Source organism: Salinibaculum rarum, assembly GCF_030505615.1.
Taxonomy (GTDB): Archaea; Halobacteriota; Halobacteria; order Halobacteriales; family Haloarculaceae; genus Salinibaculum; species Salinibaculum rarum.
This window is the reverse complement of sequence record NZ_CP129994.1, coordinates 66,287-79,723: the sequence shown is the minus strand read 5'-3', so window position 1 is coordinate 79,723 and position 13,437 is coordinate 66,287. Positions and strand designations below refer to the sequence as shown.

At 52.9% G+C, this 13,437-nt stretch carries 13 protein-coding genes and 2 tRNA genes; 12 read left to right on the top strand and 3 right to left on the bottom strand.

Annotation, left to right across the window (positions count from 1 at the left end):
- Positions 1-49: 49 nt before the first annotated feature.
- From QYL91_RS15850 to yciH, 4 genes are all read left to right on the top strand, one after another.
- On the top strand, positions 50-766 hold the full coding sequence (locus QYL91_RS15850) for a hypothetical protein (RefSeq protein ID WP_302083690.1): 717 nt from the start codon (positions 50-52) through the stop codon (positions 764-766).
- A 247-nt stretch (positions 767-1,013) separates the two neighbouring features.
- Positions 1,014-1,110: transfer RNA gene (locus tag QYL91_RS15845), tRNA-Ser, on the top strand.
- 39 nt (positions 1,111-1,149) lie between these two features.
- Positions 1,150-1,233 (top strand) — tRNA-Leu (locus QYL91_RS15840).
- Between the two features lie 46 nt (positions 1,234-1,279).
- Entirely contained in the window at positions 1,280-1,570 is a 291-nt protein-coding gene (gene yciH / locus QYL91_RS15835) for a translation initiation factor (RefSeq protein ID WP_302083688.1), read from the top strand.
- A gap of 58 nt (positions 1,571-1,628) precedes the next feature.
- Here the strand turns inward: yciH and QYL91_RS15830 are convergent, their stop codons facing one another.
- Positions 1,629-2,393, bottom strand: a complete 765-nt coding sequence (locus QYL91_RS15830; protein ID WP_302083685.1) for a DUF2797 domain-containing protein — start codon at positions 2,391-2,393, stop codon at positions 1,629-1,631.
- A 100-nt stretch (positions 2,394-2,493) separates the two neighbouring features.
- Positions 2,494-3,111, bottom strand: coding sequence for a hypothetical protein (locus tag QYL91_RS15825; RefSeq protein ID WP_302083683.1), 618 nt, complete (start codon positions 3,109-3,111; stop codon positions 2,494-2,496).
- 174 nt (positions 3,112-3,285) lie between these two features.
- On the opposite strand from QYL91_RS15825, the gene pspAB reads away from it, so the two are divergent.
- Positions 3,286-3,909 carry a PspA-associated protein PspAB gene (gene pspAB, locus QYL91_RS15820; RefSeq protein WP_302083681.1) on the top strand — a complete coding sequence of 208 codons (624 nt, stop codon included), beginning with the start codon at positions 3,286-3,288 and terminating at the stop codon, positions 3,907-3,909.
- 7 nt (positions 3,910-3,916) lie between these two features.
- Here the strand turns inward: pspAB and QYL91_RS15815 are convergent, their stop codons facing one another.
- Positions 3,917-4,669, bottom strand: coding sequence for a hypothetical protein (locus QYL91_RS15815; protein ID WP_302083678.1), 753 nt, complete (start codon positions 4,667-4,669; stop codon positions 3,917-3,919).
- A gap of 197 nt (positions 4,670-4,866) precedes the next feature.
- Here QYL91_RS15815 and QYL91_RS15810 point away from each other — a divergent pair, with 197 nt between their 5' ends.
- The 7 genes from QYL91_RS15810 (at position 4,867) to QYL91_RS15780 (ending at position 13,434) form a co-directional block, all read left to right on the top strand.
- Entirely contained in the window at positions 4,867-5,922 is a 1,056-nt protein-coding gene (locus tag QYL91_RS15810; protein WP_302083675.1) for an HsdM family class I SAM-dependent methyltransferase, read from the top strand.
- A gap of 6 nt (positions 5,923-5,928) precedes the next feature.
- Positions 5,929-6,549: a hypothetical protein gene (locus QYL91_RS15805; protein WP_302083671.1), complete on the top strand. Its 621-nt coding sequence runs from the start codon at positions 5,929-5,931 to the stop codon at positions 6,547-6,549.
- A gap of 81 nt (positions 6,550-6,630) precedes the next feature.
- Positions 6,631-8,916, top strand: a complete 2,286-nt coding sequence (locus QYL91_RS15800) for a DEAD/DEAH box helicase (protein ID WP_302083668.1) — start codon at positions 6,631-6,633, stop codon at positions 8,914-8,916.
- A 197-nt stretch (positions 8,917-9,113) separates the two neighbouring features.
- On the top strand, positions 9,114-11,633 hold the full coding sequence (locus QYL91_RS15795; protein WP_302083666.1) for a hypothetical protein: 2,520 nt from the start codon (positions 9,114-9,116) through the stop codon (positions 11,631-11,633).
- Positions 11,634-12,218: 585 nt separating this feature from the next.
- A complete protein-coding gene (locus QYL91_RS15790; protein ID WP_302083663.1) occupies positions 12,219-12,401 on the top strand; it encodes a hypothetical protein in 183 nt (60 codons plus the stop codon).
- Positions 12,402-12,518: 117 nt separating this feature from the next.
- Positions 12,519-13,055, top strand: coding sequence for a hypothetical protein (locus QYL91_RS15785; protein ID WP_302083661.1), 537 nt, complete (start codon positions 12,519-12,521; stop codon positions 13,053-13,055).
- A complete protein-coding gene (locus QYL91_RS15780; RefSeq protein WP_302083657.1) occupies positions 13,042-13,434 on the top strand; it encodes a hypothetical protein in 393 nt (130 codons plus the stop codon). Before QYL91_RS15785 ends, QYL91_RS15780 begins: the two co-directional genes overlap by 14 nt.
- The last annotated feature ends 3 nt before the right edge of the window (positions 13,435-13,437 follow it).

Genomic DNA, 13,437 nt, shown 5'->3' with positions numbered 1-13,437 from the left:
TGATGTTTTAGGCTGTGGTGGGACTACATGCAGACTACCATGTGGTAATATGGATAGTGAAGACTCATACAGAAATATATCATCGGGGCAGTTCCGCGCACAGGGCATCATTAACGCAGTGAATTCATATCTCAAGTTAGCAGACCGCGACCGCGGGAGTGACGCGATCACCCACACGCTCTCTGAAGCCGCTAACACCGAAGGTGGCGAGCTCACTGGATATCAAGAGGAGACCCGTGAACACCTCGTAAAGCCAGTGTTGTACTCACTCGGGTATGAGTCACTCATTGAACTCCAGTCTGACCTCGGCGCACCCCACCAGCCGGTTCCTGATTTCCGCCTGGATACTTCACAGTCAGAGTGTAATTGCATCGTTGAAATTGCATCATTCGGGTATCTCGCTGAAGATCCCGACGTAAACACCGACCTCAAATCGGTGATGGAGACATACATGGAGGCAAATCCGGAGACACCGTACCCTCATGGACAGTACGGAGCACAACCGGAATACCTCATTGCAATTGCTACAGATGGCATCGTGTGGGAGCTCCACGGTACTCATCTGGAGTCAGACACAACGTTCCCGGTGACAACAGTATCGCTGCGAGAAACATACCAGACCGCAGTCAACACACTCAGCGAAGACGATGACACAAGCGATCGGTGGGTCGTCGAAGAGCGTGACTACGTCCATGACACTTTCCTCCCGGTGTTCACTGAAGAAGAACTCGTCGACGCGTTTAATATGAAATCGTCGCCATCGTGAACGCCGCAGACACCTCACCTCTCAAGTGGGACACCGAATATTTTTATTTCGGTAAATCGTAGGGGAGAATGACTGATGGTTAACCACTCCGCGGGCTTGAACTGTGTAGCACGCTCTCCTCTCTTAGCTGGGCGTCCAGTTGACAGTTCCGCGGGACACACCGCGTAAACGCGCTTCACGCGTTGCGGTGACTCACCGTGGGGCTCACTCAACTGAAGGAAGGATTCAGCGGCAGATTTGTGGTTGTGCCGGGATACCCAAGTCTGGCCGACGGGGCTCGCTTGGAGAGCGAGTACACACCCGGGTTCCCGGGTGGTACCTGCGTTCAAATCGCAGTCCCGGCGCTCACCACTGACATCTATTGAATTCAGACAGCGGTGTAGGCGGCGGTAGCCAAGCTGGCCAACGGCGCCGCGCTTAAGACGCGGTCCTGTAGAGGTTCCACGGTTCGAATCCGTGCCGCCGCATCACCACCTAACTCTTTTATTATTCACGCCACAATCTCAAGTCGTAATGCCTAGCACGTGTACGACGTGCGGCCTGCCAGATGAACTGTGCGTCTGTGATGACATGGCCCGCACGTCGGACGAAGTTACGGTCCGCATCGACGAACGCCGCTACGGGAAAGAAGTCACCATCATCGAAGACTTCGATCCGAACATGAACCTCAGCGAGATTGCATCAGACCTGAAATCCGAACTCGCCTGTGGCGGCACCGTCAAAAACGGACACATTGAACTCCAAGGCAACCACGAAGGGCGCATTAAATCAGCGCTCGACAACCGAGAAATCGCCGTTCAGTAGCCTTTCAAACTACAAAACACCCCTCACAGCAGTAACAACGCGGAAGCTGAATGATGAGTTACTCGAAATCGGTGAGCCCAGTCTGTTGAGGTGGCTCAATACACCGGCCAGGTGTCACTGCAAACGCTTGCCCCGGTACCTCAATAAGTTTCCCAAAGACACTCTGCACCTCCCCAGCGACGCGATCAGTGCGCTGCACGGAACTCGTTGTGGGTGCCGGATACACTGTCTTCTCCAAGACAGAAATGATGTCGCCAACAAGATCGTATTCTTCCATGACCTCGTTGAGGTGAGGTGAGTCAGGGAGTGGGAGTTTCTGTTCTTTTCGGATGCGTTCAGTGAGCCCGGCCTTCGAGAGTTCTTCTTCACGGACAAGTGCATCTGTTGCAGAGAGGCCTGACTCAATTTCCACGGCATACACAGCCCCCTGTTCAATCCAGCGCTTCAGGAGACGCTGTGAACGAGTGACTCCAACTTTGACGGTACTGCCACACTGCGCAAGATAGACACTATGATCACCGTCACGAGCTGCGCCAGTCCGCCCTTCGATATAGTCGCGTTGTGCGTCTTTCTGTCGGCAGACATAGCATTGGGTTCCCTCGTCAACCGTGGCGTGATCTGGGCAGAGATGATGTTGGTGGTTTGCATCTGTGTACCCGACACAGCGGCGTGTCTCTGTCACCTCGAACTCCAGCGGAGTTCCAGGTCGAAGTTGTCGTTCAACTATGTCATTGTGGGTGGCTGTGACGAGTGTTGCAATCCAGCCTTGCGGGGCGTCCGTCCAAGTGACATCTAACAATACCTCTTCCTCTGCGATGTCCATTCGTATCTCACAGATAGACTACGGAAGTATTTACAGGTTGTCGAGGCGAATGCCACGGGGCTTGACCCCGAGGCGGTTCACACCGTGGGGTGTTCGTCGATCACGCAGCGAGGGAGTCAGCTCTAGGAAGATCACGGCCACGGCGGCGTAGTTTTGTGAGGGCGTGTCCAATGGCCTGCTCGTGTTGTGAGAATGCAGAATGGTACGTAGTACTTTCGTCGTCTGTAGTGATGGTTGAAAAGACCACCCAGACATCGCCGTCGGAGTTATATTCAAGAGAGACACGCATTGCGGCGTCGTTGGGTGTCGTACCGGTATATTGTTCGTGTGGCGTGCAGTCGTTGTCTGGGGAGAGGGTGTCTTGGTCAGCGTCAGGGACGGATGTCCAAGTATCAGGAACAAACACGTTAGGGATGCTCGTGGCAGCGGGATGTTCAAAGACCTCAAGGGCCTGATTATAGTGTTTTTCGCAGATGGGGATGCGCCCGTCGCCAGTCTCGTCATGGGAAGTGAGGCCGAGGATGTCACCGATTGGGCTGTTGGGAGAGATGTCCCGACCAGCGGTGACGTACACGTCGGTATTGCAGACTATGCAGGTGCCGTAATGCTCACGTTCCATTTTCTCATTGAGTCGATCACGAACCCATTCGCTGAAATTGATGTTAGCGCGTTCGAGGTATTCGTCTTGCCGATCGGTCGTCCGCACACTCTTTGTCATACGAGTATTACAATTAGCCAGTGGATGATAAAAGTATGCAATGTAGTGCGGTGAACCTCAACACTACTTGAGACGAGCACAGCCAAAAGACAAGACCAGATACCTCCTCTTGGAGGCTCTCGAATACGAACGCTGATTAGGCGGTAGGTGGAAAAGTAGTGGTAAGACAAGTCTATGGTGAGCTTCCTACCGCTTGGTGACGACGAGGCCGAGAACAGCAAAACCGGCCATATCGATGCCCTATTCAGATTTTCACTTGAAACACTCACCGTGTCCGCAGCTGGGTTCGAACCCAGCGGAACAGTTGGAATGTGTGTCAAAGACATCACCGGAAGCGCAGCTCAGAATGCACTTGATGAACTCAACACGCACTTCTCTAAAGAAGACGAAAAAGAAAACCCCGAAACAGAGTTTCTCCGGGATTCACAAGCATTTAGGTGGATTGTGTTCAGGACATCTCCGTACAATTTTGATCGGAACGTGTCCGCTGTGAACTTCGTGTTGCGGACACTGATAGACTACGAGTCTGCTGATTCGATTGTCGCTGTACTATACGAAGTAACAACACCAGCGAATCAATCTGCTTACATCGTGTATTCCACAAAATCTAACGGGTATTATCCTTTTGCACCGAGTCCAGAGCATGAACACGTCCGCGACACCCAGTTAGAGGGGGACATTCACGATGTACTAACCGAAACTGGTGTGAAAATAGTTACTGACAAAGATTCGTGGCACCCGCTGTGGCCGCCAGAACCACACCTGAAACCGTGGGGTTTAGACAATAAGCGGTCTTAATTCCAGACTACGTCCCGGGTGCTGAATTCGACATCAACTGGAGGAAGCCATACACACCGTTTGGGACAGCGACAGCAATCATAAAGAAAGTCATGAAATTCACCAACTGAGGGATTTGGGAAACAACCTCTATAGTTCGTGCAGGCGTGTCTGGTTGCTGGACAATCTCGCTCACCAATATGTCAGTAACTGGTCTGACGAGTCCAACAGCGATTATTCCAATGAAGGTATTTCGAATCCGTGTTCGTGCCTTTCTCGCCTCATCCAACCTGGCCTGAGAGGTGTTTGACCGTGATACACTCTGAGAACGACGATTTGAGGTAGACGACGTAGATGATGATGTGTGAGAATGCGCGTCGAAGACAGAACGATCTTGGGGGGTGTCCGGGCCGAGGTCATCAGTTATACTTGCTTTTGGAGCTGCCCAAATTGCTGTCCGCGAGATAGCATCATCAGCATAAGTGTCCTCAGCGCGATGAGTGGTGGCGATGAGACAATCTACGCGTTGAATAGCAGCTCGCATGTCATATGGAATTTCCGCATCAAAGCTATGCGTGATGCGGATTACGGAATCGGTGTTGTCGAGTTGTTCAACACAGATTTGACCATCATCTTTGAGGTACTGCGTGTCGTTGACAGTGTCGAATTCGTCGTTGAGTTCACGGAGTACACCTCGAAATCGTGGTGATGTGTTCGCCGTGATTTCATCACCGTGTTCTTCCCGGATGATGACTTCCCGAAGATCTTGCTCTTGACCCATTCGTTAATACATCATACTCAAAACTCCGACTTAAGGGTCAGCCCCGATAGCAGATACTAACTACAGACGAGCAGTTTGCCACCTCTCTTAAGAAGCAATACGCAGTGAAATAACGGTAGGAGCCGAAATTCCCGGCATTTACTTGGGAATGGTGCGTAGCAGAAATCGCTTCACCCCTACAACGCATGGTGATTTCCATGAATTCAGAAAAGCAGAAACCACCAACTGACACGCTCTGCATTACCCCGCCACCAATCAAATCCAGCACCAACGCTGCTGCCGACCTCGACGGATACATCCTCACCGGTACAACAAGTCATGGCCGACACTTTACCCCGCCGAGTATTGCCCGGCTCACCGCGCGATTTGCTGGGCCATTCAAACCTGAGCAGCATATTCATGACCCAACGTGTGGCAGTGCTGCCATGCTTGTTCACGCCTACCATCTCGCACAGAACGACCTCAACGACAATGCGACACCTCAATCTCTTCGGATCACTGGGCAAGAACTGAACCACTCCGCCGTCAAAACCGCTGAAACAACCGCACAGACGCTCGGCCTAGATTTCGATATCAGGCAAGGAGACACACTCACAAACCCGCAATTCACAACTGAGGATGGCCAGCTCATCTCGGTTGACCGAGTCATCGCCAATATCCCGTTCAGTGTAGACTGGGACCACGGTGCTGCGCTCCCAGACCCGCACGACCGGTTTGACTGGACTAACTCACCACCGCCAGAATCGCGCGCTGATTTTGCGTTCCTCCAGCACATTATTTCGCAACTCGGTGAACGCGGTCGTGCCGCTGTTATCGTCCCGCATTCGTTACTGCACCGGAAAGCAGACAAACGCTTCCGTGAATACATCGTCGAGAACAGACTTCTTGATGCTGTCGTGGACTTGCCGACCGGCGTATTCCCAGACACCAATACCAAAGTCAGCATCATGGTGTTGGACACCGGGACAGATCATCAACACCCGGAAAACATCTTCATGGCAATGCTGACTGACGAGGAATGCGTCGAAGTTGATGGGCGACTTGTGATCCCCGACGAAGTTCAGAACACCCTCCTTGAGGCATACTGGGAGCACACGCAATCCTCCCACACTGCAAGCACAGAAAACGAGTCGGACATACCAACCAGGACACCATCAACAAACAACGAAGCACACAACGACGCCACGACCGAGAAAGCAGCCCAGGCGAATAACCCGCCAGCTGAGAACACAACTCTCGATAACTGGACGTAACCCACTATGAGTAGTAACACGACATCTTCAACTCCCGCACAGGAAATCCGGATTTCTGGTGACACCATCGGTGTGACCGTAGATGACATCCCTGCTGTCATCCGAGAATCAATCATCAAGCAAGGCGAACTCCCATCGGAGTCACTCACCAAAAAAGAGGTGAAGTACCTCCGAGCGATCACAGACCCAATCTTCACAGCGACACCTGAAACAGATATCCCGCGACAACAATCACCAATACGGCACTGCGTCATCCCAGCACGGCTTAAGCAACTTGAAGCCACACCGAGTAGTGAACGCATCCCAGTTGTAACATGGCCGGAAACCGCGGTCTACCTGTGTACAGGCGCACTCCTGAAAGCACAATTCAGCGCGGCAGAGCCACTGGAGTATTACCGATACGCCGTGGCAAAAACCTGGGCCGAATACGAGCCATTCATCGAAGACGGGGCATGGGAAACACCTAATGCACCAGTTGAAACTCCAGAAGACGTCAAACCGCGAGATGCAACAAACACGTTAACGTCAGTACGGAAATCACTCAAGGCAGATCGAGACGACGCATTCCTTTCGACAGTCTATCCAGACATCAACACAGACACGTCGAAAGCATTCTGGAACCGGTGAACACCACAAGAAATCACGCCACAACACACAGAATCACCAGCCATTTTTGTCGGTGGAAAGCGTGTTCTCTAGTAGTCAGCAATGAGTAACACGCAAGCCGAGGCAGAAACCAGTAGTTTTGTTTCCGCACCCTATCTCAACGACAACGCGCTTGAAGACCGTGAATATCAAAGCGCACTCGTAGAGAGTGCGCAGCGCCGGTCAACCCTCATCGCTCTCCCGACTGGGACAGGGAAAACTGCGGTCGCTGCACGAATTGCCGCACACCGCCTCAATCAGCACGGCGGGAAGATCCTGTTTCTTGCACCGACACAACCGCTCGTCCAACAACATGCCAAAGATTTTCGTGAGTGGTTCACGCTTCCAGATCACGAAATCAAAGTCTTCACCGGGGACATCAGCCCAGATGAGCGTGCTGAGAAGTGGAATCAAGCAACAAGCATTGTCATCGCTACGCCGCAATGCATCGAAAACGATCTTGTAGGGAATCAATACACCCTCGAAGATGTTTGCTACTGCGTGTTCGACGAGTGCCACCGTGCCACCGGGAAATACGCCTACAAATACATCGCTGAACGATACAATGGAAATGCGATGGACGATCTTGTCACCGGGATGAGCGCCTCACCTGGAAGTAACAAAGAAAGCATTCTAAACGTCGCCACCAATCTCGGCCTCACCAACATCGAAGTTATCACTGAAGACAGCGACCTCCTTGCACCGTATCTGCATGACGTCGACGTGAACTACACGAAAGTCGAGTTGCCACCGGAAATCACGAAAGCGCGTGACATCCTTGAAGATCTCTACACAGACAGACTGGACACGCTCAAAAACGAATTTGGCGTTATTAACTCCCGCGCCAAAGACATCTCTTTCAAGCACCTCATGAAGGGCAAGATGGCTGCACAGGATATGATTGACAACGATAACGACGATGGGTACGCCGCTATGAGCGTGCACGCGCAGGCGCTCAAGTTGCATCACGCACTCAGTACCATCGAATCTCAAGGAGGTGAGGCCACACTCGAGTTTTTCAATACCATCGAAACTGACGCATCGAAGGGGAAAAGTCGCGCTGCGGAAGAAATCGCAAACGACTACCGATTCAAGGAAGCTAAGGACCTCCTCCAGTCATTTGAGGGCACGCATCCAAAGCTGAAGCAACTCCGTATGGAAGTTGTGCAAACACTCATTGAAGATGGGCAGATCCTCGTTTTCACTGAATCTCGGGATACAGTGAATCGCATCGTGGACTTTCTCGAGAGTCATAATAATATCAAACCGGCACGATTCGTTGGGCAAGCTGACAAAGGTGATAACGAAGGGATGAGTCAGGGTGAACAAAAAGAAACCTTGGATGCCTTCCGTGCCGGTGAGCACAACGTTCTCGTAGCAACTAGTGTCGCTGAAGAAGGGATTGACATTCCTAGTGTTGATCTCGTGCTCTTCTATGAACCTGTGGCAAGTGGGATTCGGTCAATCCAGCGGCGCGGTCGAACCGGTCGGCGAAGCGACGGTCGCGTCGTGGTGTTGATGGCAGAAGATACGCGCGATATAAATCGGTACTGGGCAGCGCAAAACCGCGAAGATACGATGAAAGATGAGATGGAGAGTTTGAAGAATATGGAAGAGGAGTTGTCCCAAGAGCTCCGAGATGAGCAGGCAGCATTGAGTGATTTCGGATCACGGATGCACAGCACGGACCACCCTGTCGTCGTTATCGACCAACGGGAAACACAATCAACGGTTCCGAAACACCTTGATCGGGCGAGTGGTGTGCAGACAGATACTGAAACGTTGCAAGTGGGAGACTACGTGATGAGCGAACGAGTCGCAGCAGAACGAAAGACGCTTGATGACTTCATTGATTCGTTGACCGGGGAACGGAGTTTGTTTGATCAGTTCGCCAACCTTGCGAACAACTATGAGAAACCAGTGCTGATTCTGGAAGGTGAAGGCGGTGTGGAAGGTTTGTATGGGAGAGCGAAAGTGGATAAAGAAGCGATTAACGGCGCGTTAGAGGCTTTGGCGATTGATTTTGGCGCGTCGGTGATTCCAACCGTGGATGAAAAACATACCGCAGATATCGTCGGGACAATCGCTCGGCGGGAGCAGGACGATCGGGACCACGAGGTGCAACTGCACGAGAAAAAGCAGACAGATACGTTGCCAGAGCAACAGGAGTACCTAGTGGCAAGTATGGCGAACATTGGCCCAGTAATCGCAGAGAATTTACTGGAGTACTTCGGGTCGCCACGGGCGGTGTTCACAGCATCGAAAGAAGAGTTAGAGGAAGTTGAGAAAGTGGGTGAGGCAACCGCGGCGCAAATACAGAACGTGTTGAACTCGCGGTATTCAGAGTGAAATCGGGTGGCAGCCAATCTCACTGACGGCCACAGGTGCTGCGGATTTCATGTCACTCAGTGGTGATGGGTCGGAGTCGGCGGTGAGTAGAGTTTTTCACAGGAAATCATGTCTGTTTTCTTAATGTTTTCACGGGTGATTGGTGTGTTGTGAATTTCCTTCTTTAAGGCAAAAGGCGGATTGTGGTAGGTATTGAGATGAGCGGCGATACCTCTGATCGTCGTCGTTGGCGTGGCACCAGCAACGGTGCCCAGTCGAGCGAAGAGGACCGGCGACGTGCACGCCGGACACTCAGCCGTGACAACCGAGGGAGTGCTTCAATAGCTCTCTCACTCTTGCTTGCCACACTCCTCGTGGCGAGCGCCATCACGGTTGGGATGAGTCCCGCTACGTACAGTGGTGGGGCAGCCTCTTCAGCCGACTCATCTGTCAAAGTGGTTGAAGAAGGCGTCAACAACGCTTTCGTAACCAACTCAACGAGCACGACAGACGATACGGCCAACGACGAAACCGACACCAGTAGCACCGATTCAACAAGCAGCTATAGCGGTATTACCAGTGACACTGCGCGCACAACCGAGGAGTCTGAAAACGAGGAAGACTCCGATGAGTTCACCATGGCCGACAAAACGTTCGGCCAAATGGTCAGTGAGGTCGCGCAAGTGTTCAATGGGAATTCGCAGGAGATCACCGCCAAAGACCTCCATCAGCGCGGCTTCGACGTGGAGTACTCAGAGCAAAGCGGAATGAAGTTTGAACTCCCGGAGGAGTCACAACGAGCGGTGCCGAGCACACTCGGTGACAACACCCGAGAGATGTTCCGTGGTGACGATGGAGAGATGACTGATGACCAGCAGGAAGTCGTCTCCATGATGGAGTCTATCGCCCGGCAACAGGAAGGCACCGGGAAAATGACGGCTATCGAATCGCGTGACGAGGCCGTCGTAGGCACTCACCTCACGCTTTCCGACAACAGCAACCGTGAAGTGGTTGTCCGCGATCGGGAACAGGTGCCTACCACAGAGTACACCCGGAGTATGAATGACCCGGGTGGTGAGTGGACGCGTGCCGGGCAAGTCGGCACGAACACCGTGGTTGTTGACACGCAAAACGCCCGAAAAGGCAGTCTCGGTAGTTCCTGGGAGCACGTGCGCGATGTCCGGAATGTTGACGCAGAATACGAGTGGTTCGACGAGAAGAGTGCTGGCCAGGGTACCTTCGTCGAGACTGACACAGAAGTCACACAGCCTGCGCAATACCGCACCGAGTACTACGGTGTGACATCAGAAGCCACCGGCTGGGTTGACAACTATAATGAGATCGAAGGACGCGTGATAGACTCCAAGACTAAGACGACTAAGACCTTCAGCGAGGATTACTACGGTGTCGTGGACCCGCCTGAATACGAAACCGTGACCCGTGAGAGGCAGGTCTGGGAAGACCAGCACGAATGGGTGGACGGTTACTGGGAAGGCGGCTATAAAACCGTGACCCGCGAGAGGCGGGTCTGGGATGACCACAAAAATTGGGATAGTGGTTGGTGGGAAGGCGGTTATGAAATCGAGACGTACGAATCCACGTCGTTTGAATGTACGGAAGAGCTCGTCGGATGGTATGGGAACCTACACTGGGAAACGAAGTGTAGACAGGTGACCGAAACAAAAACACGCCACGTGTGGAATCCCCACTGGAGGTACCATCCCGGTCACTGGGAAGGCGGCTATGTAACCGAGACGTACACGGAGGAAGTCTGGGAAGACCGCCACGAGTACCATCCCGGTCACTGGGAAGGCGGCTATAAAACCGAGACGTACACGGAGAGAGTGCAGGTCGAACCAGCGGATCGCGGTTGGGTTGATGACAGATCGGATCTCCACGGGCACGTGGAGAGGACGAAGACTGATGTGAACTACGAGTACAACACGTACTGGCTCGGTGTCACTGACCAGACACGCACCTGGGAAAACGATAAGAGCGACCTCATTGGTGACGTTGAGAAGACGCGGGAAGTCAAGACGCAACCGCAGGAAACGGACACAGACTACAAGTTCCGCACGCAAGACGCCTACACCGTGGCGAAGTACGAAAAGAAAGAGCAACGGCCGGTGTACAAGTGGGAGCGGCCGACGACGAAACTGAAGACGGTCACCGACACAGTAACGGTGACCGCAGCAGCGTTCACACCAAGTGACAAATCAAGCGGCTCACTCGGGTCGAACCTTGCAGAAGTGCGTGACTCCCAAATCACGTTCACCACGAAGACACTGCCGCTCGACCGCACTAACGCCACAACGGTCGTCGCTGACGGCGCCGACGGAACGGCAACCGTGCTAGAAGCCTGGCGGGCAAACGGCGAAGCACACGTCGCAATCAACGGCGAAGTCTACGAGACGAACGATGACACGGTCACGGTTGACTTCGCTGCCGACACAGTCGGCAGAGAGACGGTCACCGGCGACATCAGCCTGTCGCAAGGCATGGACACGTTCGACCTCCGCATCAAGGATGCAAAGAACGTGTACGGCCAGATGAGCATCACCGCAGAGAAAGCTGGCACCGTCGCACACATGGAGACCGTTGATGAAACGGAGAGAGTGTACGAAGCGAAGTTCGAAGTCACCTACGAAAACGACGCCACCACGTACACTGACGTCATCACGGCTCAGCCGGACTACGCTGACCTCATCGGTGACGTCTCCGTGACTACCGACAACTAAACCAGGCATCCGTTGTCGGACACCCTAATTTTCACTTTCTTTTCACTGGTGGAGAACCCCGTCTCCTCAATCACGCCGAGGGAAGATCTGAAGAATTAGGCACACTTTTACGCGGGGGGTATGTACGTCGCGGCGTGAATGTCACCCGATTTGGATACTCTCTTCACAGTACTTGCTCACAACCGCCGTCGTGAACTCTTACTTGCTCTTCGAGATGCACAACCACCGCACGATACCACCTGCCTTTCACTCAGGATGATTTCTCCAGAGGACTTGCACAATCATCTGCCGCGCCTCGATTCTCACAACATCATCAAGTGGGACAAAGAGGACAACACGATTACACCAGGTCAGAACTGGGGGGAAATTGAACCAATCCTCACGACAATCACCAATCATTACGATAGTCACTCAAGAGGTGACGCAAACTAGAGTCCGAGCAATTCGGCTCCCTGCCTGTGAACTGCTCCGGGGTCAAACCCCCGAGGTCCTCGGCCTGCTCCGTCTGTGGAGAAAAGACAGGATAAAGCTGGTTCCGGCCGGATGTTCCAACATTCAAGACCGTACCAGCCATGGTACTGAGTGATGAGTAATCTCCAAAAACGCAACGTGACAGTGACATATTCGTGCGTCGAATGCGACAACTTCGAACTCGGGAAATCATACACAGGCCGGGAAGGAACACCTGGAGAAACTGAATTTGAAGCAATCACTGCACCGGATGAGTGTCCGGTGTGCGGTGGAGATGTTGAGACTGTCGAACAATGATCAGACACACATCAGCAATCAACGCGTCACTTGCTCACGACCCACTCGACAGGTGGCCGGAGTTAAGCACAGCGCGAATGTCTAACTCTCAAAAGCGTCCCGCCCGATACATCGAATATGCCAGATGCAAGTGACTCACCACCCGATAGCGCGCAGTCTACCAGTCATGAATCTTCACCCGATGACAGCGATGACAATGCCGCTGGTGAGGAAACCGTACAGGAAATGCTGGAATCGTCGATGCCGTCATTCCCTGAAGACCGGCGTGAAATGCCTGACGCTGATGACTTCCGGATGACGGTGGATGAGCAACAGCAGATTCACGACCTGTTTGATGGGCTCGTACATACGCTGTATGACCGGGGATACACGCCGAGTGAACTCGGTGTTATTCTGAATGGGCTTGAACACCGCATGAATGCATCTCGGTTTGACCCGTACGAATACGACCGCATCGCACTGTCGTTACGCCTTCGTGAAACCGTGGAAGAATGGCGTGCGGAACAAGATGCGGAAATTCCGGTGGTTGAAATCGCAGAAGTCATCGAAGAACTTGGTCGGCACTACCGGGACGTCGCACGGAAAGAACTCTACCAAGACGGCACCAGCGAGGACAATGCAGACGACAACGAAGCAGGTGATGCGGATGCGTGAATCGGTAGAGTCTCAGTCGGTGAACCGGCGTGACGTACTGAAATGGGATAATCCACACCGAGAAATCAGTCATCTCAGCTGGTACAATCCGCTCCTCTGGGTGTTTGTTGCTATTGATCTCGTAATCTTGGTGCGGTGGTACTGGTGGCACAAACGCCAGTCCAAGCGAGCAGACCGCACTGCGCTCGCTATGAATCTTGCATTCGCGCTTCAGGATTGCGAATTCATCAAAACCAACGCGGATACTCCGCGGGAAAATCAGAAGCGCGCAGAAGAACTTCAGGACAAACTCCAGCATATTGCTGATGAACTGAATCTGGAATCTGGAACACTCGCCAGACATCGCACTGACCGTGACACCACTACCACGGGGGAGTAGTAC